At 74.2% G+C, this 21,875-nt stretch carries 21 protein-coding genes; 11 read left to right on the top strand and 10 right to left on the bottom strand.

Going from position 1 to position 21,875, the window contains the following annotated elements; all coding sequences use genetic code 11:
• Positions 1-37: 37 nt before the first annotated feature.
• Positions 38-745, bottom strand: a complete 708-nt coding sequence (locus tag ACVW07_RS12400; protein WP_456819546.1) for an exonuclease domain-containing protein — start codon at positions 743-745, stop codon at positions 38-40.
• A 213-nt stretch (positions 746-958) separates the two neighbouring features.
• Between ACVW07_RS12400 and ACVW07_RS12395 the strand changes: the two genes are divergently transcribed.
• Positions 959-1,453, top strand: coding sequence for a gluconokinase (locus ACVW07_RS12395; protein ID WP_456821076.1), 495 nt, complete (start codon positions 959-961; stop codon positions 1,451-1,453).
• Entirely contained in the window at positions 1,450-3,507 is a 2,058-nt protein-coding gene (locus ACVW07_RS12390; RefSeq protein ID WP_456819545.1) for a PhoX family protein, read from the top strand. The genes ACVW07_RS12395 and ACVW07_RS12390 overlap by 4 nt, the downstream gene beginning before the upstream one ends.
• 56 nt (positions 3,508-3,563) lie before the next feature.
• Here the strand turns inward: ACVW07_RS12390 and ACVW07_RS12385 are convergent, their stop codons facing one another.
• Complete coding sequence (locus ACVW07_RS12385) at positions 3,564-3,911, bottom strand: YtxH domain-containing protein (protein WP_456819544.1); 348 nt, start codon at positions 3,909-3,911, stop codon at positions 3,564-3,566.
• Positions 3,912-4,126: 215 nt separating this feature from the next.
• On the opposite strand from ACVW07_RS12385, the gene ACVW07_RS12380 reads away from it, so the two are divergent.
• Together ACVW07_RS12380 and ACVW07_RS12375 are read left to right on the top strand one after the other, a co-directional pair.
• A complete protein-coding gene (locus ACVW07_RS12380) occupies positions 4,127-5,524 on the top strand; it encodes an APC family permease (RefSeq protein WP_456819543.1) in 1,398 nt (465 codons plus the stop codon).
• Between the two features lie 4 nt (positions 5,525-5,528).
• Positions 5,529-6,704 (top strand): winged helix DNA-binding domain-containing protein, encoded by a 1,176-nt coding sequence (locus ACVW07_RS12375; protein ID WP_456819542.1) that lies wholly within the window; start codon positions 5,529-5,531, stop codon positions 6,702-6,704.
• Positions 6,705-6,755: 51 nt separating this feature from the next.
• Here the strand turns inward: ACVW07_RS12375 and ACVW07_RS12370 are convergent, their stop codons facing one another.
• Together ACVW07_RS12370 and ACVW07_RS12365 are read right to left on the bottom strand one after the other, a co-directional pair.
• On the bottom strand, positions 6,756-7,310 hold the full coding sequence (locus ACVW07_RS12370; protein WP_456819541.1) for a hypothetical protein: 555 nt from the start codon (positions 7,308-7,310) through the stop codon (positions 6,756-6,758).
• Between the two features lie 176 nt (positions 7,311-7,486).
• Positions 7,487-8,404, bottom strand: a complete 918-nt coding sequence (locus tag ACVW07_RS12365; RefSeq protein ID WP_456819540.1) for a pseudouridine synthase — start codon at positions 8,402-8,404, stop codon at positions 7,487-7,489.
• A gap of 101 nt (positions 8,405-8,505) precedes the next feature.
• Between ACVW07_RS12365 and ACVW07_RS12360 the strand changes: the two genes are divergently transcribed.
• Positions 8,506-9,123 carry a LysE family transporter gene (locus tag ACVW07_RS12360; RefSeq protein ID WP_456819539.1) on the top strand — a complete coding sequence of 206 codons (618 nt, stop codon included), beginning with the start codon at positions 8,506-8,508 and terminating at the stop codon, positions 9,121-9,123.
• A 37-nt stretch (positions 9,124-9,160) separates the two neighbouring features.
• Here the strand turns inward: ACVW07_RS12360 and ACVW07_RS12355 are convergent, their stop codons facing one another.
• Positions 9,161-10,108 (bottom strand): siderophore-interacting protein, encoded by a 948-nt coding sequence (locus ACVW07_RS12355; RefSeq protein ID WP_456821075.1) that lies wholly within the window; start codon positions 10,106-10,108, stop codon positions 9,161-9,163.
• A gap of 38 nt (positions 10,109-10,146) precedes the next feature.
• Positions 10,147-11,265 carry a VIT1/CCC1 transporter family protein gene (locus ACVW07_RS12350; protein ID WP_456819538.1) on the bottom strand — a complete coding sequence of 373 codons (1,119 nt, stop codon included), beginning with the start codon at positions 11,263-11,265 and terminating at the stop codon, positions 10,147-10,149.
• A 159-nt stretch (positions 11,266-11,424) separates the two neighbouring features.
• Here ACVW07_RS12350 and ACVW07_RS12345 point away from each other — a divergent pair, with 159 nt between their 5' ends.
• Positions 11,425-11,835: an ATP-binding protein gene (locus tag ACVW07_RS12345; protein ID WP_456819537.1), complete on the top strand. Its 411-nt coding sequence runs from the start codon at positions 11,425-11,427 to the stop codon at positions 11,833-11,835.
• A 28-nt stretch (positions 11,836-11,863) separates the two neighbouring features.
• Here the strand turns inward: ACVW07_RS12345 and ACVW07_RS12340 are convergent, their stop codons facing one another.
• The 4 genes from ACVW07_RS12340 to ACVW07_RS12325 form a co-directional block, all read right to left on the bottom strand.
• The gene (locus ACVW07_RS12340; protein ID WP_456819536.1) at positions 11,864-12,229 is read right to left on the bottom strand and encodes a hypothetical protein; all 366 of its coding nucleotides are present in this window, start codon (positions 12,227-12,229) and stop codon (positions 11,864-11,866) included.
• A 95-nt stretch (positions 12,230-12,324) separates the two neighbouring features.
• Positions 12,325-13,302: a TIGR03557 family F420-dependent LLM class oxidoreductase gene (locus tag ACVW07_RS12335; protein WP_456819535.1), complete on the bottom strand. Its 978-nt coding sequence runs from the start codon at positions 13,300-13,302 to the stop codon at positions 12,325-12,327.
• Positions 13,303-13,355: 53 nt separating this feature from the next.
• Positions 13,356-14,570 (bottom strand): FAD-dependent monooxygenase, encoded by a 1,215-nt coding sequence (locus ACVW07_RS12330; protein ID WP_456819534.1) that lies wholly within the window; start codon positions 14,568-14,570, stop codon positions 13,356-13,358.
• Positions 14,571-14,591: 21 nt separating this feature from the next.
• The gene (locus ACVW07_RS12325; RefSeq protein WP_456819533.1) at positions 14,592-15,698 is read right to left on the bottom strand and encodes a Gfo/Idh/MocA family protein; all 1,107 of its coding nucleotides are present in this window, start codon (positions 15,696-15,698) and stop codon (positions 14,592-14,594) included.
• 415 nt (positions 15,699-16,113) lie between these two features.
• Between ACVW07_RS12325 and ACVW07_RS12320 the strand changes: the two genes are divergently transcribed.
• From ACVW07_RS12320 to ACVW07_RS12300, 5 genes are all read left to right on the top strand, one after another.
• Positions 16,114-16,737 carry a Pr6Pr family membrane protein gene (locus tag ACVW07_RS12320; protein ID WP_456819532.1) on the top strand — a complete coding sequence of 208 codons (624 nt, stop codon included), beginning with the start codon at positions 16,114-16,116 and terminating at the stop codon, positions 16,735-16,737.
• 118 nt (positions 16,738-16,855) lie between these two features.
• Positions 16,856-17,680: a hypothetical protein gene (locus ACVW07_RS12315; protein ID WP_456819531.1), complete on the top strand. Its 825-nt coding sequence runs from the start codon at positions 16,856-16,858 to the stop codon at positions 17,678-17,680.
• A gap of 183 nt (positions 17,681-17,863) precedes the next feature.
• The gene (locus tag ACVW07_RS12310; protein WP_456819530.1) at positions 17,864-20,071 is read left to right on the top strand and encodes a glycoside hydrolase domain-containing protein; all 2,208 of its coding nucleotides are present in this window, start codon (positions 17,864-17,866) and stop codon (positions 20,069-20,071) included.
• Positions 20,068-21,366: a glycosyltransferase gene (locus ACVW07_RS12305; RefSeq protein ID WP_456819529.1), complete on the top strand. Its 1,299-nt coding sequence runs from the start codon at positions 20,068-20,070 to the stop codon at positions 21,364-21,366. The genes ACVW07_RS12310 and ACVW07_RS12305 overlap by 4 nt, the downstream gene beginning before the upstream one ends.
• A 150-nt stretch (positions 21,367-21,516) precedes the next feature.
• Complete coding sequence (locus ACVW07_RS12300) at positions 21,517-21,834, top strand: WXG100 family type VII secretion target (protein ID WP_456819528.1); 318 nt, start codon at positions 21,517-21,519, stop codon at positions 21,832-21,834.
• Positions 21,835-21,875 lie beyond the last annotated feature (41 nt).

Raw genomic sequence — 21,875 nt, 5'->3', positions numbered from 1 at the left:
AGTCACGACCTCGCGCGGCGGCCCAGGACAGTTGGCGTCAGGCCGAGCGGGACGCGGCCCAGGCCACGGGCACGTCGATCACGGGCCACTGGCGGGGCACCACGCCCTGCCACCGGCTGCGTGCGGCGGCGTACTGCTGGAGCAGGACCTGCTCGCCGCGCCACGCGACCTGACGGCGGTGCAGCTCCGCCGCGTCGGCGGGGAGCCGGCCCGTGCGGCCGAGGGCACGAGCGAGCCGGATCGCCGGGAGGGCACCGTCCTCGGGCGTGCGGGCGAGCTCGAGGCGCAGGCCGTACCCTTCGGCCGCCTCGCGCAGCGTGCGCCTGCCCTGGCAGCCGGGCTGCAGGTGCTTGTCCAGGACCCGGGGGTCGATCACCGCTCCGTGCTCGAACCCGTCGAGACCGTGACGCCGCGCCTCACGGTCGACGACCGTGAGGTCGAACGTGCCGCCGGACACGACCAGGGGCAGGTGCGCGGTCGAGGCCAGGAGGCGCACCACCTGGGCGATGCCGTCACGCGTGGGTAGGCCGTTCTCCCGGGCGTCCGACGTCGTGATGCCGTGCACCCGTGTCGCCGGTTCGGGGATCTCCACGCCGGGGTCCACGAGCACGTGGTGGACGCGGGCCGGGCCGACCGCCGGGTCGTCGACGGTGATCTCCGCCGCGACGATCCGGGCGGACTCGACGTCCGGTCCTGTGGTCTCCAACCGGAACCCGACGAGCGGGCCCTCCCACCATGCACTCATCACGACCGCACTCCCTCGCCTGCCTCGCGCCGTTGCGAGGCACGTCGACGCTCGATGCTCTACTCCTGCCCTATCGGCAGGGCCGGCGCGGGTTGTAGGGCTGAGTGGCAGAGTGGCCGCGAGATCGGGAGGAGACCTGTGGGCGCGCACCAGCCGGACCCGGACGACCAGGCCGACGCACCGCCGACGGCGGACGTCGTGCACCTCGTCGTCATGGGGGTGTCGGGGACCGGGAAGACGACGATCGGGAAGCTCGTCGCCGAGCGGCTGGGCGTCCCGTTCATCGAGGGCGACGAGCTGCACCCGCCGTCGAACGTCGAGAAGATGCACGCCGGCATCCCGCTGACCGACGACGACCGCGGACCGTGGCTCCGGCTCGTGCGGGACGCGATGACGGAGCACGCGCAGGCGGGACGGTCGACGGTGGTGGCCTGCTCGGCCCTGCGACGCGCGTACCGGGAGACGCTCCGGGAGGCCGAGGGGCGCGTGCGGATGGTGCACATCGCGGTGCCCGACGACGACCTCGGCCGGCGGATGGCGGCGCGACGCGGCCACTTCATGCCGGCGGGCCTCCTGGCGTCGCAGCTGGCGACGCTCGAGCCGCTCGGGTCCGACGAGGACGGTGTGGTGGTCCCGGCCGGAGCCGTCCCCTACGCCACGGCCCGGGCCGTGCTGGACGGTGTGCAGGACCCCTCGGGGTCGCCATGACAGAGCGTCCCCTCCTGCCGATGCTGGGCCGCACCGCAGGCAAGCGGTCCCCCGTCACCTGCCGCCTCGCGTGCGCCGACGCCTGCGCGCACCCGGTGCCGAACGAGAGCGCCAACCCCTACTTCCGGGACGTCGCCGAGATCGCGCTGACCCGCCGTGCCGTGCTCGCCGGTGCGGCGGCCGCGGGGGCCGCGATCGTTCTCGGTCCGGCCGTGGCGGGGGCGGGGCCTGCCGCTGCCGCCGCGCCGTCGACAGACCCGCCGCAGGCCGCCGGGAGGCTGCCCTTCGTGCCCATCGAGCCGGTGCCGTCCAGCGTCGACCGGTTCATGGTGCCGGACGGCTACACCTGGGCGCCGCTCATCCGGTGGGGCGACCCGCTGTTCTCGCACGACGACCGGTTCGACCCGGCGAGGCAGACCCCGCAGCTCCAGGCCCGCCAGTTCGGCTACAACAACGACTACCTCGACATCCTCGAGGGACCGCTCGGGTTCTGGGCCGTGCTCGTCGCGAACCACGAGTACACCAACGAGGCGCTGATGTTCCCTCCCACGCAGGACCCGGAGGTCGCCGACACGCGGCGCCGGGCCTCCATGGAGGCGCACGGGCTGAGCGTCGTGCAGCTGTTCCGGCTGCGGCGCGGCCGCCCCTGGTCGTACCGCGTCGGTGCACCGCTCAACCGGCGGATCACCGCGACGACGCCGTTCCGGTTCACCGGGCCCGCGGCCGGCTCTCCCCTGCTGCGGACCGTCACCGACCCGGCCGGCACCACTCCGGTCGGCACGCTGGGCAACTGCTCGGGCGGCACCACGCCGTGGGGCACGGTGCTGTCCGGCGAGGAGAACTTCCACGGGTACTTCCGTGCGGCCGGCACGTCGGCGGCCGACCGCCGGTACGGCCTGCTCGACAGGAGCACCGAGCGCGGCTGGGAGGACGTCGACCCGCGCTTCGACGCCCGCAACGCCGGCTACGCGAACGAGCCGCACAGGTTCGGCTGGATCGTGGAGGTGGATCCTCACGACCCCGGGGCACCTCCGGTCAAGCACACCGCGATGGGTCGCATCAAGCACGAGGGCGCCAACGTGATCGTCGGACGGTCCGGCCGGGTCACGGCATACATGGGTGACGACGAGCGGTTCGACTACCTGTACAAGTTCGTCTCCCGCGACACCTACCGGCCCGGCGCCCGGCACCGGCGCCACAACAGGACGCTGCTCACCGCCGGCGACCTCTACGTGGCCCGGTTCACCGGCGACTCGCCCACCGCCGAGCTCACCGGCTCGGGCGCGCTGCCCTCGGACGGCGCGTTCGACGGCACCGGCGAGTGGCTCCCGCTCGTCGTCGACGGCGTCAGCCACGTGCCCGGCTTCACCGTCGACGAGGCCCTCGTGCACACGCGGCTCGCGGCGGACGCCGCCGGCGCGACGAAGATGGACCGCTGCGAGGACGTCCAGCCGCACCCGACGACCGGGCGCGTCTACGTCGCGTGCACCAACAACGTCGAGCGCGGGATGCCGGGCCGGGAGGGCGCGACCGAGCCGAACCCGCGGAGCGCCAACCGCGACGGGCACGTGGTCGAGATCGTCGAGGCGGGCGGCGACGCGGCCGCGACGACGTTCGGCTGGAGCATCCTGCTGCTCTGCGGCGACCCGGCGCGCAACGGCTCGACGTACTTCGCCGGGTTCCCACCCGAGCGGGTCTCGCCGATCTCGTGCCCGGACAACCTGGCGTTCGACTCGGCGGGCAACCTGTGGATCGCGACCGACGGAGCCCCGGCCGTCATCTCACGCAACGACGGCCTGTTCAAGGTGCCCCTCACCGGGCCCGAGCGCGGGCACGTCCAGCAGTTCCTGTCCGTTCCCGTCGGCGCCGAGACCTGCGGTCCGGTGGTCCGCGACCGGGACGGCATGGTCTACGTGTCCGTGCAGCACCCCGGCGAGGACGGGTCGTGGGACGCGCAGCAGTCGGCGTTCCCCGACTACGTGCCGTCGGGAACCGTGCGGGACGGGGCCTGGGGCGGGCCGCGGCCCAGCGTCGTGCAGGTCTGGCGGACCTGACGACGGCGGGCGCGCCCGGGGCGGACGCGCCACGCCGAGGGCCGCGCCCGCGACGATCAGGGCCGGCCGTGCTCCAGGTCGTCGACGTCGAGCACGGGCTCGCCCGCCCGCACGTCGACCACCGGGTCGTCCGCCTCGGGCGACGAGGTCCACTTGCTGTCGCCCGTCCTGCCGGACACCGCCGACTTCGCGACCTCGACGGCCTTGTCCTTGAGCGCCGCGCCCTGCTGCTTCGCGAACTGGGTCGCCTGGCTCTCCGCCTCCTGGACGTAGTCCTGCACGCGCGGGTCGTGCCACGCGTCGTTCGCCCAGCTCTTGATCCGCTCGAACTGCCCCCGGCCTGCGCGTGCTCCGAGCACGTAGCCGACACCGGCACCGACGGCGAATGCGACCTTGCCCTTCATGGGACCTCCCGTGGCTCGCGGTCGTGGAAAGGTCCGAGCGTAGGCAGCGATCCGCGGGCCCGCTCGTCGAGCGGCCGGGCCGATGCACGGTCCGGCGTGCTCCCGGCGCGCAGGCACCCGACCTCCGGCGGCGCGCTCCTCGCAGCCGACGCGCGGCCTCGCGAGCCGCGCGGAACACTGGCGGGCATCCGACGTCGAACGCCCGCGGAGGTCCCGTGACCGACCAGCCGACCGCCCCCACCGCACCCACGGCCGACCGGTCGCCCGGCCTGCGCCGCACCATCGGCCGCAAGGTGCTCCTGCTGTTCGTGGTCGGCGACATCCTCGGCGCGGGCATCTACGCGCTCACCGGGAAGGTCGCCGCGGAGGTCGGCGGCGCCATCTGGGTCCCGTTCCTGTGCGCGTTCGCGCTCGCGACCCTCACGGCGACCGCCTACGCCGAGCTGGTGGGGCGGTTCCCGCAGGCCGCAGGCGCCGCGCTGTACGCGAACCGGGCGTTCCGCAGCCCGTTCCTCACGTTCCTGGTGGCGTTCACGGTGATGATGTCCGGCATCACGAGCGCCAGCGCCGCCGCCCGGGCGTTCGGCGGCGACTACCTCGCCGAGTTCGTGAGCGTCCCGACGCTCCTCGCGGCCTGGTTCTTCCTGCTCGTCATCACGGCCGTGAACGTCCTCGGCATCTCGGAGTCCGTGAAGGTCAACGTGGTGCTGACGATCATCGAGGCGTCCGGTCTCGTCGTCATCCTCGCGATCGGCGCCTGGGCGCTGCTTCAGGGTGACGGCGACCCGCAACGGGCGCTCACGCTCGACCCCGAGGGCACGCCGTGGGTCGCGGTGCTCGGGGCGACGGCGCTCGCGTTCTACGCGCTGCTCGGCTTCGAGGACTCGGTGAACCTCGCCGAGGAGTGCCGTCGGCCCCGCCGGGACTTCCCTCGGGCCCTGTTCGGCGGTCTCGCGGTCGCCGGCGTCATCTACCTCGGGGTCGCGTTCACGTCGTCGATGCTCGTGGACACCGAGACGCTGGCGGGCTCCACCGGGCCGCTGCTGGAGGTCGTGAAGGTGGCAGGCCTGACGTTCCCGCCGAAGCTGTTCGCGCTGATCGCGCTGCTCGCCGTCACCAACACGGCGCTGATCAACATGATCATGGCGTCGCGGCTGGTGTACGGGATGTCCAACGAGGGCATCGTGCCGCCGGTGCTCGGCCGGGTGCACCCGGGCCGCCAGACCCCGTACGTGGCGATCGCGTTCACGGTGCTCATCGCGATGACCCTCGTCGCGACGGGCGACCTGGCCGGGCTCGCCGACACCACCGTGCTCCTGCTGCTGCTGGTGTTCGCCGTGGTCAACGTGTCGGTGCTCGTGCTGCGACGCCAGCCCACGGACGGCGACGAGGGCTCGCCGGAGGACGAGGAGGCCGGCACGCGGCCCTTCCGGGCGCCGACCTGGGCCCCGGTGCTCGGCGCCGTGGCGTCCCTGGTCCTCGCCTCGCCGCTGACCGGCCGGGAGGGTGCGGTGTACCTGCGAGCGGGCGTGCTGCTCGCGGTCGGCGTGCTGCTCTACCTGGTGAACCGGTGGTGGGCGGGCCGGGCGCAGGTCCGGCCCGTGACGGCGTAGCACCGTGCTCCGCTTCGACGTCGACGAGCGCCGCGCGCGGCTCGCCCGCCGACATGCCGTGACGCCGGCGTCCCGGGTCGCGACCGTCGAGGACGCCACCGACGCGATGGTGGTGCTGCACGGCACCGACCCCGCCGCCTTGTTCCTGGCCGCGTGGGCGCGCGTCGACGGCTTCCACGTGAAGGACCTGGAGCGGGCGCTCTACGAGGAGCGGTCGCTGGTCAAGCACCTCGCGATGCGCCGGACCATCTTCGCGGTGCCACGGGACCTGCTGCCCGTGGTGCAGGCCGCGGCGAGCGACGGCGTCGCCGGGACCGAGCGTCGGCGGCTCGCCAAGCAGGTCGCCGCCGCCGGGCTCGTCGACGACGGTGAGCGTTGGGTCGCCGACGCGATGGCGGCCGCCGTCGCCGAGCTCGCCGCATCCGGTCCCCTGGCCGCGACCGAGCTGCGCACCCGGGTCCCGCTGCTCGACAGCACCGTCGAGCACAGCGCCGGAAAGCCGTGGGCGGGCCGGTTCGCCGTCGTGGGGCGGGTCCTGACCTGCCTGTCCGCGGGCGGCGTCGTGGTCCGTTCCGGCAACCAGGGGCAGTGGACGACGTCCCGCCCGACGTGGGCGCTGATGCAGGACTGGCTCGGCGCGCCCCTCGAGCCGGTGCCGGAGGCCGTCGCCCGCGCGCGGCTCGTCGGGCGGTGGCTGCGGACGTTCGGTCCGGCCACGGAGGTCGACGTGAAGTGGTGGCTCGGCTCGACGCTGACGGCGGTCCGCGCGGCCCTGCGCGACGTCGGCGCCGTCGAGGTCGACCTCGACGGCCGCACCGGCTACGTCCTGCCCGACGACCTCGAGCCCGTCGGGCCGGTCGACCCGTGGGTCGCGCTCCTGCCGGGCCTCGACCCGACGACCATGGGCTGGTTCGACCGCGACTGGTACCTCGGCCCGCACAAGCCGCAGCTGTTCGACGCGACGGGCAACGGCGGCGCCTCCATCTGGGTCGACGGGCGCATGGTCGGCGGCTGGGCCACCAGCCCGGCCGGCGAGGTCGAGATCGTGCTGCTCGAGGACGTCGGGGCCGACGCCCGCGCCGCGATCGACGCCGAGGCGGACCGCCTCACGACCTGGCTCGGCGGCACCGCCGTCGGCGTCCGGTTCCCCGCCCCGCTCGTGAAGCCGTCCCGGCACTGAGCCGGCCTCCGTTCCGGCAGTGCGGGCGAGGCCACGCCGGGTGGCGCCGCCTCACGGCTCCCCCACCACCCGGCGGATCTCGTCACGCACCTCGGCAAAGCACGCGGGAAGGTCCTCGGCGCCGTGGCTCAGCCCCGCCACCGCACGCGCCGCGGCCTTGCCGGGGTGCTTCTTCCCCGCGCCCTGCACCGCCTCGATCGCGGAGGCCTCGGGCCCGAGCGGCGTGCGCGGGGGCGGTCCGCCGCCGAGCGACACGGTCGTTGCCGTGTGGAGGGTCACGACGACCTGCGTGGGCTCGTCGCCCTCGTCGGGCGGGAACAGCGCGTCCCAGACGGCGTCCCAGTCCTTCCAGAGCGCGGGCAGGCGACCGCTGCGCGCGACCAGGTCGAGCGCCTCGACGGCCGCGGGCACGTCGAGGATCCCGGCCCGCTCGCACGCCCGGGTCGCCGCCCACGTCGCCACCGCGCGCTGCTGGCCGGGCGACAGGGCGACGAGCCTGTCGACGAGGTCGCGGTCGTCGCGCGCGAGCCGGGCCGCCCGCCAGCCCCAGCCGCGCAGCTCCTCGGTCGGCGGACGACCGCCCCACAGGTCCGACTCCTCCTGCACGCGACGCAGCCGCGCCCGTCGCGCTGCCCGCCGCGGGCGCCGATCAGGTCGTCGACCGACGCGAAGCTCGGCTCGACCGCGAGGAACCCGTAGTGCACCCACACCGGGCCGTCGAACAGCACCCGCCCGGCGGGCCCGCCCAGGTCAGGCGGTCACGCGGTCAGGCAGTCAGGCGGTCACGCGGTCAGCGGGATGCGCCGGACGCTCCGGTACCGCCGTGAGGTGCCGTCGACGGGGTCGGTGAACGCCAGCTCCCCGGCCAGCAGCTGCAGCGGGGTGCTGAAGTCGTCCACCGAGACGTCCCGCACCTCGGGGTACAGCGGGTCGTCGACGATCGGGATGCCGAGCCCGCACAGGTGCAGGCGGAGCTGGTGGGTACGGCCCGTGCGGGGAGTCAGTCGGTACACCCCGTGGCCGTCGGCCTCCGACTCGAGCTCGACGAGCGTCTCGGCGTTGACGGGCGCACCGGGCACCACCTCGGCCTGCAGGGACCCGCGCTCCTTACGGAGGTGGTCGCGGACCACGACCGGGAACGTCAGGTCGTCGCGCAGCGGCGCGAGCGCCCAGTAGGTCTTGTGCACCTCTCGGCGCTCGAACAGGGTCTGGTACGGCGCTCGCCACCGCGGTTCGGTCGCCAGCATCAGCAGGCCCGACGTGACCCGGTCCAGGCGGTGCAACGGGGACAGGTCCGGCAGGCCGAGCTCGGCGCGCAGGCGGACGACAACGCTCTGCACCACGTGCCGGCCGCGCGGGATCGAGGACAGGAACGCGGGCTTGTCGACGACCACGAGCCGGTCGTCGTGATGCACCACGTGGATCGGCGCCGTCACCTCGGGCTCGTCGCGCAGGTCCCGGTGGAACCACACGAACACGAGCGGGGCGAACGGGTCGTCGGCCAGCACGGCGCGCCCGCCCTCGTCGACGAAGCACCGTCGCTCCAGCATCGACCCGACGTCGACGTGGTCCGGCAACCGGTCCCTGAGCCAGTCGCCCATGGTGGGCCACCCGTGCACCCTGGAACCCTCCCGGTCAGGGGTGCGCATCCACGCGGCGTTGAGGCCGTGCCGCGCGGGCAACGGCGATCGGGGGGGCACCGGCCCGATGCTACGGGCTGGGTCGCCACCCCTGACGAGCCCCCGGGCCGTGCCCGACGGCGAGGCATGATGCAGCACGTGACCGTCCCGGTGCCCCGCGCGTGAGCCCGTCCCTCTGGCTCGCGCTGGTCGGCGCCTGCCTCGTGATCTCGTGCACACCGGGTGCGGGGGCGATCAACACGATGTCCAACTCGCTGGGCTCGGGGTGGGTGCGGTCGATCTGGGGGATCCTCGGGCAGCAGCTCGCGCTCGTGGTGCACGTGGTGGTCGTCGCGGCGGGCGTGGGGGCGCTGGTCAGCCGCTCGCAGACGGCGTTCGACGTGATCCGCTACCTCGGCGCCGCCTACCTCGTGTACCTCGGCGTCCGTCAGTTCCGGGCGAGCACGGCCATCGGCGGCGTCGCCGAGCAGGTCAGGGAGCCCGCGTGGTCGATGTTCCGCCGCGGGCTCCTCGTGAACCTCACCAACCCGAAGGCGATCGTCTTCTTCCTCGCCTTCCTGCCGCAGTTCGTGCGGCTCGACCGGCCGCTCGTGCCGCAGTACGCCGTCGTCGGGGCCACCGTCGTCGCCGTCGACGTGGTCGTCATGTGGTTCCTCTTCGCGAGCGCGGCGCGCGGTCTCGTCCGGGTCACGGCACGGGAGTCGGGCCGTCGGGTGCTCAACCGCGTGTTCGGCGGGTTGTTCGTCGGCGTCGGCATCCTGCTCGCCGTGATCCACTGACGGGACACCAGGCCGAACGCGTCGCCCTGGACGCGCGTCAGCTCGGCTCGGCGCGCCCTTCGCGCCAGTACCCCATGAACGCCACGGCGCTGCGGTCCACGCCGCACTCCCCGACCAGGTGCCGCCGGAGCGTCTTGATGACGGCGGCCTCCCCGGCCAGCCACGCGTACATCACCGCCTCGGACGCCAGCGCCGCGCCGGTGGTGTCGACCGGCACCTCCCACAGGAGGCCGCCGTCGACGTCCACGTCCTCCAGCTCGACGTCCGGCGTGGGAGCCCGCCCGGGCAGCATGCGGGCGGCGGCAGCCTGCACGGCGGGGACCAGGAGCGACCCGTGGGCGCCACCGTCGCGGCCGTACCAGCGGACGGTGACACCGGCAGGAGCGACCAGGTCGAGGCGGTCCTCGCTGCACGGCATCTCGATGAGGGCCTCGCCGCGGGCGTCGGCGGGGAGCCGCTCGAGGATGCCGGCGATCGCCGGCAGCGCGGTCTCGTCCCCCGCGACGAGCAGGCGGTCCGTGCGGGTCGGCGGGACGAAGTCGACGCCGCCGTGCGGGCCGACCGCGTCGGCGTTGGGCCCGAGGATCACGAGCTCGTCGCCGGGGGTGGCGGCCAGCGCCCACCGGGAGGCCGGCCCCAGGTCGCCGTGCAGGACCACGTCCACGTCGACCTCGCGGCGCTCCTGACGAACTCCGCGAGCCGTGTACGTACGGAGGGGATGGCGGCGGTCGTCGGGCAGCGAGCGCCAGCGGCCGTACCAGTCGTCGCTCGCCGAGAGGTCGAGGAGCGCGTCGTAGCCGCAGTCCAGCGGCAGGAAGAACTTGATGCGCTGGTCGAACCCGTTGTCGGCGAACCGGTCCAGGTCGTCGCCCGTGAACGTCAGGCGGACCACGCTGGGGCACAACCTCTGCACGGCCGCGACCTGCACCGCGAACATCCGGAACGGCAGGGCCGGAGCCTCCACTGTCGTCGTCACGCCCGTCAGCATAAGGGAAGGTGAGGCTTGCCTCACCTTCCTCTCGGTCACACCGTCGAGCCGAACGCCAGACCGAGGAGATAGGTCGCCCCCGCCGCCCCGTAGCCGATGGCGAGCTGCCGCAGGGCCCGCTTCGCCGGTGACGCCCCCGACAGCACGCCGACGACAGCCCCCGTGCCCAGGAGCGCGATCCCGACCAGCACCGCCGCCCACGCCACGGCCGCCGGACCCTCCACGCCCAGCAGGTACGGCAGGACCGGCACGAGCGCGCCCGACGCGAAGAAGCAGAAGCTGGCCGCGGCCGCACCGACCGCCGTGCCGATCGCCTCGTGCTCGTCAACCTCCTCGACGCCCTCCGGCGGGGGAAGCACGAGCGCCGACGTCCCCGGGGCGCCGAGCGCCGCGTCCGCGCGGGCCTGCGCCTCGTCCGCGGCCATGCCGCGCGCCCGGTACACGAGCGCGAGCTCGTTGGCGTCCACGTCGAGATGGGCCAGCGCCGCCCGGGCGTGCTCGCTCGGGCGGGACGCCTCGAGGAGCTCGCGCTGCGACCGCACGGAGACGTACTCGCCGGCCGCCATCGACAGGGCGCCCGCCAGCAGCCCCGCCAGGCCCGTGAAGAGCACGGCCTGGTTCGACGCGCCGCTCGCGCCGATACCGAGCACCAGCGCGAGGTTGCTCACCAGCCCGTCGTTCGCCCCGAAGACCGCCGCCCGGAACGTCCCCGAGATGCGGTTGCGGCCGCGCAGCGCCAGCCCGCGGACCACCTCCTCGTGGATCCGCTCGTCCGCCGCCATGGCCGCCGTGGCGTCCACGTCGTCGCCGTACCCCGAGCGTGCCTCCGCCCGCTGTGCGAGCGCGAGCACGAACACGGACCCGAACCGCCGGGCCAGGAACCCGAGGACCCGCGTGCGGAAGTCACCACGCAACGGACGGCCCACGTCGTCGCCCAGCAGGTCCAGCCAGTGCTGCTCGTGCCGGCCCTCCGCGTCCGCGAGCGCCAGCAGGATCGCCCGCTCCTCACCGGTCCGCCGCGAGGCCAGGTCGCGGTACACCGCAGCCTCCGCACGCTCGTCCGCGAGGTACTGGCGCCACCGGCGGACCTGGCTCCTGGTCGGACCGTGGCCCGCGGGGGTGCCGCCGGTGGAGGGGGGAGCTGTCGGCTGCACGCGTCCATGCTCCCAGCCGGGCGGGCGACATCCGGCCCTCGGGGCGGTGTTCGACTTGCCGAATCATCGGATGTGAACGACCGTGGCGAGGACCGCCGGACGACCACCGGCGGGACAGGCACCACCGGCACCACCCGCTCCGCCCCCTGGAGGGTCCCCATGCGCGCCGAGACGCCCGTCACCGCCGACCTGGCGGCCATCGCGCCTGCTCGCCGATGGGCCCGGGAGCGGCTCACCGAGGCGGGCGTGGAGCCCGACCGGCTCGACATGCTGGTGCTCCTCGTGAGCGAGCTCGTCACGAACGCCGTCGCGCACGCCGACCCGCCCGTGGTCCTGCGTGTCGACGTGGACGACGAGCGCACGCGCGTCGAGGTCACCGACGGCGCCCGGGACGTGCCCGTGCTCCAGGACCCGCCGCCCATGGCGCTCGGCGGCCGCGGCGTGATGTTCGTCGACCGGCTCTCGAGCGCGTGGGGCACCGCGCCGGAGAGCGGGGACGCCGTCAAGGCCGTCTGGTTCGAGCTGCGGCACGACGACATCCCCGCGGACCTGGCGCGGTTCGGGCACTGACCACCCGCCTGGGACCGGCCGGCTCCCGTCAGTCGTCCCAGGGCGGGGTGTCGTCGAGCTTCGCGTAGTACTTCGCCAGGTGGCTCTTGACGCGGTCGCGGTCCTTGTCCGGCAGGTCGACGCCGCCGCGGGACCCCTGCATGACGGCCGCCGCCGCGAACACGCCACGCGGGACCGCCGTCAGCCGTCCGTCCAGGACATCGGCGATGAGCAGCTTGTACGCCGTGAAGTTCCCCTTCGCGTCGGCGTCGTACCAGACGTGCGCGTCCCGGTACTTGCCGTTCGGCTCGTCCTCGGCGTCGGCCCAGGCGCGCACGCGCTTCTCGGCGGCGGCGCCGTCCCACTCACGGTCACGGTCGGCGAGCGGGAGGTCCTGGAACGTGGTCACTGCCATGGGTCTCTCCTTCGGTCACAGGCGCTCCGGGGCAGGGGCGCTCTCGGTCAGGGGCGCTCCCGGTCAGGGGCGCTCCCGGTCAGGGGCGCTCGCGGTCAGGGACGGGGGGCGGCCGCGCGGAGGCGTTCGAGCAGGGGCCCGGCGGCCTTGGCGAGGAACTCGTCCTGCGCCTCGTCGCCGACCTGCACCAACGCGATGTCCGTGAAGCCGGCCTCCCAGTACGCCGAGACCGCCTGCACCATCGCGTCGAGGTCGGGTCCGCACGCGATCTGCTCCGCCACGTCCTCGGGTCGCACGAACTGGCTGGCCGCGGCGAACGCCTCCGTCGTGGGCAGGTCGGCGTTCACCTTCCACCCGCCGGCGAACCAACGGAACTGTTCGTGCGCGCGGGCGACCGCCCGGTCGCGGTCGGTGTCCCAGCTGATCGGCACCTGACCGATCTTGCGGGACGGCCCCGGGTGGACGGCGTCCCACGAGCGCACCAGGTCGGCGTCCGGCTCGACGGCCACGAGGTGGTCCGCCAGCGGCGCGAACCGCTCCACCGACTGGTCCCCGGACACCGCGACACCGATCTGCACCGGCTCCTCCGGCACGTCCCACACGCGGGCGGAGTCCACGCGGTAGTAGCTGCCGTCGAACGAGAAGCGCTCGCCGGTGAGCAGGCCGCGGATGATCTCGACCGCCTCCTCCAGCATGTCGTGGCGCTCGCCGACCGCCGGCCACCGCTCACCGACCACGTGCTCGTTGAGGTTCTCGCCGGCCCCGAGGTTGAGCTGGAACCGGCCGCCGGACAGGACACCGAGCGTCGCGGCCTGCTGCGCGACGACGGCCGGGTGGTATCTCAGGATCGGGCACGTCACGTACGTCATGAGCTCGACGCGCGACGTCGCCTGGGCGACCGCGCCGAGCAGCGTCCACGCGTGCGGCGCGTGGCCCTGCGCGTCGAGCCAGGGGAAGTAGTGGTCGCTGGAGACCTCGAAGTCGAACCCGAGGTCCTCGGCGGCGGAGGCGTACCGGACCAGCTCGCGCGGCCCGGACTGCTCGGTCATCAGCGTGTATCCGAAACGGGTCATCACTCGACGTTCGCACCGGTCCGGGAGGTCCGCATCCGGACGCGGCGGGCCGTTCAGGAGGGCGGGTGCCAGCCGACGACGTCCTGCAGCCGGCGCTCCATGAGGGGGCCGGCGAACCGGCCGGCGAGCCGCATCCCCACGTCCCGCAGGGCCACCGCCGGCGTGGACGTCCAGGCCGACGGCGCCCCGACCTGGGCGGACATCCGCGCGATCCTCGTGGTGCGCGGCAGCCGCGCGGCCGAGTACTGGGCGAGCCCCGACCCGACGTCGGCACCGCCGGCCACCGAGGCGGCCAGCACGACCGCGTCCTCCAGCGCCTGGCACCCGCCCTGGCCGAGGTGGGGCGGCATCGCGTGCGCCGCATCACCGAGGAGCGCGACGCGTCCCACGTCGAACCGCGGCAACGGCGTCGCGAGCCGGCGCAGGTCGTGGTGCAGCACCGCGGCCGGGTCGAGGTCCGCGAGGAGCTCGGGGATCGGGGCGTGCCAGCCGCCGAACCGCCGGCGCAGCTCGTCGGGCTCGTCGTCGAACCGGGTGCCCTCGGGCTGGGCGGCCGTGAGGTAGCAGTAGACGCGGCCGTCGGCGAGCGGCGTCAGCCCCACGACCGACCCGCGACCCCAGGTCTCGGCGGGCTCGACCCCGCCGGGCGGGGCGGGCGCGACGAACCGCCACGCGGTGACGCCGGTGTACGTCGGTGCAGGATGACCGGGGAACAGGGCACGCCGGACCGGCGAGTCGATGCCGTCCGCGGCGACGACGAGGTCGGCCTGGAGCTCGCCGTCGCGCGCGGTCGTCACCACGGCCTGCGGCCCGCCGGGCACGGTCGCCACTACGGGCTGCGGCCCACCGAGCGGGGTCGCCACCACTGCCCGCCCGCCGGGTGCGACGGACGACACCTCGACGCCCGTCCGCAGCGCACCCGCGGGCAGGGCGCGGGCGAGCAGGTCGACGAGCTGGGCGCGGTGCAGCACGACGGCGGTGTCGCCGAGCCGCTCCGCCGCGGCGCTGACGTCGGCCCGCACCGTCCAGCGCCCGTCGGGCCGCCGCAGGCCGACCTCCCCGCTCAGCCGGGCCAGCCCGCGCACAGCCTCGCCGAGCCCGAGCGCGTCGAGCGCCCGCAGCGCGTTGGGGGCGAGCGCGATGCCGGCGCCGACGGGCTCGAGCGACGCCGCCCGTTCGAGGACCGTCACCGACCAGCCGCGACGCGCGAGCGCCACGCCGGCGGCGAGGCCCCCGATCCCGGCACCGACCACCACGGCTGACGTCATGGGGAGGAGTCTGCCGCGCCGTCAGGCGTCGGCCCACGCCTCCCGGGCGGTCCGGACGGGAGCGCCCGTGCGGGACGCCTCCTCGATGGCGAGGCCGAGGAGGTGGTCCTGGCAGCCGTCGGCGAGCGGGTACGGCGGCGGTCCGTCGCCGCGCACCCAGGCGCCGGTCGAGGTCAGCAGGGCGGCGACGGCGATGTCGTCGTCGGCGAGACGGGCCCCCTCGAAGGCGTTCCGGTACAGGACCCGGCCGTCGAGGCTGATGTGCTCCAGGTCGAAGCCGTCGAGGTTCTGCTCCAGCCCGGACACCTGCCGCTGGAACGTGGACGACAGGACGGTCCGCTCGTCCACCCAGCGCGTGACCGTGTCGTCGACGATCTCACCGTGCGAGCCGCGCACGACGATCCGGTTGGTGCGCAGCGGGTTGTGCCACTGGTTGTCGCTGAAGTCGTAGACGGCGCTGCGGCCGGCGCCGAGGTCGAGCGTCGCGACCACGTGCCAGCGGTCCCGGGCCACCGTCTCGCCGGTCCAGCCGTCGCGCCCGCGCGGTTCGAGCAGCGGCGCGGTGAACGTGGTGGCGCGCACCGTGGCCTCGTCGCGCCCGGCCCTCAGCAGCCGTCGGACCAGGCCGACGGCGTGGTACAGGTGCGTCGAGGAGATCTGCACGTGCGTCGGCACGCCGATCAGACCGTCGTCGACCGCGGCGATCCGCGCGGCGTGCGCCGGCATCGACGGGCTGTGCTCGGCGACCTGGACCAGGCCGGAGCTGCCCACCTCGGCCCACAGGGCGCGCAGCCCCTCGGCGTCCGGGGCAGGCGGGGTCTCGGCCAGCACCGGGATGCCGAGCGCGACGAGCTCGGTGGTCACCTCGGGCGTCACCGGCCACGGCACGGAGACGACGACGAGCTCGGGACGGTCCGTCGTGGGGCCGGTGGCGGTCACGAGCTCCTCGACGGTCCGCACGGTCGGCACCCCCCACGCGGCCTCGACCTCGGCTCCGCGCTCCGCGGTCCGGGTCACCACACCGACGCAGCGGAACCGGTCAGGCATCAGGCGGGCCATCCGCACGAAGAACTCCGCACGCCAGCCGCTGCCGACCACGCCGAACCGGATGGGTTGCTGCTCGGTCATGGACCGTCCTCGTCGTCGGGGGCCGAAGTCGCTCCGAGCCTAACCGGACCCCCGGGCCCGCCACCCCGCTCCCCCGCCCCCGGGACCAACATCCGTGTCGACCAACGCCCCCACGTCGACCGGGATGTTGGTCTCGCAGTCGTGGGACGGCGGAGCCGACACGAGTTCTCGACCAACGGCCCCACGTCGACCGGGTTGTCGGTCTCGCGGTCGTGGGACGGCGAGACCAACACGGACGTCGACCAACGGGCCCACATCGACCGGGCTGTTGGTCTCGCAGTCGTGGGACGGCGGAGGGAGGGTGGGCGAGGGGCGAGGCATGGGGCGAGCGGTGGAGCGAGCACAAGGGCGCCGAGGGGATGCCGACCACAGCGGGCGGCGAGCCGGGAGCCGACGGAGGCGGTCGGACGTCGTCGTGGCCGTGCTCCGGTTCGCGCTGGCCGGGGCGGCGCTCGCGGGCACGCACGACATCTGGTGGCACGGGCGGCTCGACGGGCTCGTGTACTTCACCAACCAGTGCGGGTCGATGCTGGCCGTCGTGATGGTGTGGGCCGGTCTCGCGTCGCTCGGTCGGGTCAGGCAGCCGCCCGGGTGGCTCAAGGGGGGCGTGACGTTGTTCCTGCTGGTCACGGCCCTGGTCGCCTACTTCCTGCTCCCACCCGGTCCCGACCAGGGCGGCGGGCCGCGGCTCACGTCCGGGTTCGCGGAGCACCGGCTCGACCCCGTGCTGGCGTTCGTGGACTTCGTCGTGGTCGACGCGCACCGGCGGCTCCGGGTGCTGCACGCCGTGGCGTGGGTCGGGTACCTCGTCGCGTACGCGGTGGCGGTGACGGCCCGGGGCCTCGTGCGGCCGGACCTCGGCTATCCGTACGGGTTCCTCGACCTCGGACGGCTCGGCCCGGGCGGCTGGTCGTCGTCGGTGCTGCTGCTCGGTGCGGCGTTCCTGGTGCTCGGGCTGGCGCTCGTCGGCATCGACCGGTGGATGCCGGCACCGGCGCTCGTGGGGTCCGCCGGGCACGCTCCCACGACCCCGTCGTGACACGTTCACCCGCACCGGCGGCACACGGCGGGCGCTCGGGCTGGCAGGCTGAATGTCCGATCCGTCCACCGCCGCGCCGGATCGACCACCCACCCGCGGCCGTCCCTAGGGGTTCACCATGCGCTCGTCCCGTCGTCTTCTCGCCGTCCCCGCGACGGTCGCCCTCGTGTGGGCGCTCGCCGCGTGCGGCGGTGGCGCACCCGCCGCCGAGGAGGCGGCCCCCACCGGCACCGCGGTCGCCACGCAGGACCCGGAGCCGGCGCCGGAGGCGGCCACGATCACGGCCGCGAACATCGTCGAGACCCTGTCCGCCGCGCAGCAGGACGCCGGCAGCTACGACTTCGCCATGACGACCACGGCCCAGGGCCAGTCGATCGCGAGCAGCGGGTCGGCGCGCGTCACGGGCGACACGCAGGAGCTCTCCATGACCATGACGATCCCCGGGGCGGGCGAGACGGCGATGCGTCTGGTCGGCGGCATGCTCTACATGAACATGGGCGACGTCACGGGCGGCAAGTTCGTGCAGATCGACCCTTCCGACCCGTCGAACCCCCTGGCGGCGACCGTCGACCAGCTCACCTCCGGGCTGGACCCGAACAAGGGGATGGCGGGCCAGAAGGAGGCCATCGTGAGCGTCACCAAGAAGGGGGCGCCGGAGCAGCTCGACGGCGTCGCGGCCCAGCCGTACGAGCTCGTCATCGACCCGTCGAAGATCGTCGGCACGGAGCGCGCGACGCTCGACCAGGCGGCCGCCGCCGGCATCGCCGTGCCGGAGACGATCACCTACACGTACTGGATCGGCCCGGACGACCTCCTGCGCAAGATGACCTTCGACCTGGTGGGCGGCCACACCGAGATGACCTTCACCGGCTGGGGGCACGGCGGCGAGATCGTCGCCCCGACGGCCGACGAGATCGCGACGGAGAACCCGTTCGGCGCCTGACCCGGCAGCACCCGTCGCGCGCCGTCACCCCGGGGTGGCGGCGCGCGTCGGCGTTCGGGTCAACGGCACCCGGCAACCCTTCACCGACCGGCAATCTCCCCGACACACTCCTGCCGTACGTTCCGGCGAACCGGGCACGCCGCCCGTACCGGACGTGTGCCCCTGCCGGAAGGAGCCGTGCCGATGTTCGAGCGCGTGGACCCGTTCATCGGCACGGAGGCGACGTCCCTGCCGCAGCAGCAGGGGCTGGCATCCACGTGGTGGTGGCCGAAACCGCAGGTCGGGAACACGCACCCGGGGGCCCAGCACCCCCTGGGCATGGTGAGCGTCTGCGCGTACAGCGGGGCGTACCCGACGGGGTACGGCCGGTACGACCTCGGCACCGAAGGGCTGCCCGTCGAGCTGTACGACAGCACGATGGCCAGCGGTTTCACGCACTTCCAGCAGTCGGGGACGGGCGCGATCCGCAAGTACTACAACTACTTCCGCGTGACGCCGATGCTGCAGCCGCTCGACGAGCTGGGCCGGCTGTTCGCCGTCGAGCGGGAGGAGGCGGAGCCCGGCTGGTACGCGGCCACGCTGGACAGCGGCGTGCGGTGCGAGATGACGGTCGGGCCGAAGAGCGCCGTGCACCGGTACACGTTCCCCGGCCACCGGGACGCGAGGCTCGTGATCGACTTCTCGCTCGGCGGCCTCACCATCCCGCACGGGCGCACGGTCCCGCTGCGCGCCCACCTGGAGTCCGTGGCGCCGGGCGTCGCGCAGGGCGAGATCGTCGTCGAGGGTGCTCCCCTCGCGGTGCACGTGGAGTGCGACGCGCGGCACTGGCGGCAGCTGCTCTGGTACGACCGCCGCCTCATGCCCGGCGGCACGCGGCTGGACTTCGACCGCATCCGCCCCACGACGCTGCGGCCCTTCGGCCTCATGTGGGCCGGCCCGTCCGAGCCCGGTGAGGTCGTCGAGCTCCGCATCGGCTTCTCGCTGCGCGGCGTCGAGCAGGCCCGGGCCAACCTGCACCGGGACTGCGGTCCGGGCCCGACGAGCTTCGCGGCCCGACGGGCGGACACCGCCGCCGCCTGGCGCGAGCAGCTCGACAAGGTCCAGGTGGACACCCCGTCGGCCGACAAGCACACCGTGCTCTCGACGGCCGTCTACCACTCGCTCGTCAAGCCGTGCCTCGCGCCCGACGAGAGCCCGTTCTGGCCGACGGACACGCCGTTCGCGTTCGACATCGCGACCATGTGGGACATCTACCGCACCCAGCTCCCCCTGCTGACGGCGCTGATGCCCGACAGGGCCGTGGAGCTCGCGACGGCGCTGCTGCACATCAGCGAGGAGGAGGGCAACCTCCCCATCGGCTACCGGATGGCCCGCGGCGCCGACCAGTTCTCCCGGCAGGGCAGCGCGCTGGCGCACACGTTCCTGTCCGACCTGTGCCAGCTCGGGCTGCCCGGCATGGACTGGGACTGGGCGCTGGTGCACATGCACAACGACCTGCGGCGCACCTACGGCGAGGACTTCCTGCTGCGCGGGGTGGCGCACCCGATCAGCCACACGCTGGACCTGTCCTTCGGGTACTGGTGCACGTCCGTGGTCGCGGCGGCCGTCGGGGACCGCACGCTCGTCGACCAGTTCACGCCGCTCGCCGCCCAGTGGCGGCACGCGTTCGACCCGTCGACGGGCCTGCTGCGCGACTCGACGTTCTACGAGGGCGGCGTGTGGAACTACTCGTTCCGGCTGCTGCACGACATGGCCGGCCGGATCGAGCTGGCCGGCGGCGACGACCGGTTCACGGCGATGCTCGACCAGTTCTTCGGGTTCGGTGCGGACGCCGTGAAGCAGCCAGGGGTGCGCCCGTCGGTCGAGGAGATGGCGGCCGGGTACGCGCTGGGCCGCTTCGAGGGTCTCAACAACGAGCCCGACATGGAGGCCCCCTGGGCGTACATGTACGCAGGGCGCCCGGACCGGACGGCCGAGGTGGTGCACGACGTGGTCCAGCAGCAGTTCGGCACCGGCCGGGGCGGACTGCCCGGCAACGACGACTCCGGCGGGCTCAGCTCCTGGTACGTGTGGGCGTCGCTCGGCCTGTTCCCCGTGGCGGGGCAGAACCTGTTCCTGGTGAACGCGCCGGCGTGGCGGGAGTCCCGGCTGGACGTGGGCGGGCGGCCGCTCACGGTCGAGACGGTCGGGTTCGTCGAGCCGGAGCACGGCGGACCCGCACAGCACGTGCAGGCCGCCTACCTCGACGGGCGCGCGCTGGACCGCACCTGGCTCAGCGGCTCGGAGGTGCACCGGGGCGGTCGGCTGCTCCTCGAGCTGGGGCCGGAACCGGTCCCCTGGGGCTCCCGGCCGCCGTCGACGACCACCCCACCGGCCGGTGCGTCGTGGTGACCCGCCGGCTCGTCATCGTGGTCCGGGCCGACCCGGTGATCTGCGGCCACTCCGGCGAGGCGCGCAACCTCGCCGAGGCGGCCCTGCACCGGGGGTTCGACGAGGTCCGCATCATCACGTGGCCCATCGACCGGCTGCAGTCCACCGGCCTGCCCCTCAAGCCCCTCGACCGGGTGCTGCCGTACTCGGCCGGCATCCACGTCGAGCGGCCGGAGCCGGTCGGCGACTACAAGGTGCCCGACGGACGGTGGCTCGCGGGCATCACCGGCCGGCTCGTCGAGCTGTTCACCGACGGGGTGCCCACGGTCGCGATGTCGTTGTACCTGTCGCCGCACGCCACCGCCGTCGCGGACGCGGTGCACGTCGCGCGGCGCACCGGCCTGCCGGTGGACGTCGTGACGGTCGCGGAGGCGGTCGGCTCGGACGTCACCAACGTGGTGCGGGCCTGCGTCGAGACCGACCGGTTCGGTGCCGCCGCGCACGTCCTGGCCGGGTACCTCGACCACGACGTGTGCCTGGCGGTGTCCCGGTACACGCGGGACCTCGTCGTCGCGGAGGCGGAGGCGGTGGACGCCCGGCACGGCACCACGTTCGCCGAGCGCCTGCGCTCACGGGTGGAGGTGTCGTACCCGGCGATCGACGTCGGGCTGTACCTCGACCGGTCCGACGACGACGTGCTCGGCGCCCGCGGCCTGACCCGCGACGGCTACGTCCTGTTCCTGTCCCGGCTCGCGCACGCCAAGGGGGTGGACGACCTCATCGCCGGGTTCGCGCGTTCCACCGCCTGCGCCGACATGACCCTGGTCGTCGCCGGCAGCGGGCCGGACGCGGCGCGGCTGCGCGCGCTCGCGGCGGCCTCCCCGGCGGCCGACCGGATCCAGTTCCTCGACGACGTCTCCGACGACGAGAAGCCCCAGCTCATGGCGGGCTGCGCCGCGTTCGTGCTGCCGAGCAAGCCGCGGCCCGAGTTCGTCGAGACGTTCGGCATCGCCCTCGTCGAGAAGATGCTCGCCGGCGGCGGGCCCGTCATCACCACCGACACGGGCGGGATCCTCGAGGCCGTCGGGGACACCGCGCTCATCGTCCCCGTCGACGACCCCGACGCGATCGCCGCCGCCCTGGACCGGGTGCTCGGCATGTCCCCGCACGAGCGGGCCGACTGGGAGTCGCGAGGACGGGAGTTCGCGCTGCGGTTCGACCGGGCGGTAGTGCTCGACGGGATCCTCGAGCAGGTCGAGGGCGTGCGGTCCTCCCGCGACACGGTCGGGCACCTGACGAGGTCCACGGTGGGGTGACTCCCGCGCGGGGTTTCAGCCGGCCGCTGGCCAGGGCTCCTGGCAGCCGACAGTGCTCGGCTGTGGACAAGCCCGGGCCCCGGCTGTCCGCTCTGCCCTAGTGTCCGGGACGGCGGAACCGGTCCGCTGGTCCCGGCATGGTCCGGGAGCGTGACGCTGGCGGAGGACCTGATGGCGAACCTGAACGTGTCGTACCAGGAGATGCGGAACGCGGCGACGCGCCTCACCAACGGGCAGGACGAGATCACCACCAAGCTCAACGAGCTCAAGGGGTTCATCGAGTCCCTGATCTCCTCCGGGTTCGTCACCGACCAGGCCTCCGTCGCGTTCGGGGAGTCCTACCGGCAGTTCACCCAGGGCGCCACCGACACCGTCGCCGCGCTGACCAGCCTCGGCGAGTACCTGCGCAAGGCCGCCGCCACCCTCGAGGACGCCGACACCCAGCTCGCCTCCGGCCTGCGCGGCTGACCCACCTTCTCCGGCGTCGTGCCCGCCCGCTCGCGTGGCGG

It is taken from the genome of Cellulomonas sp. URHB0016, assembly GCF_054057935.1.
This window is presented reverse-complemented; position numbering and strand designations above follow the sequence as displayed.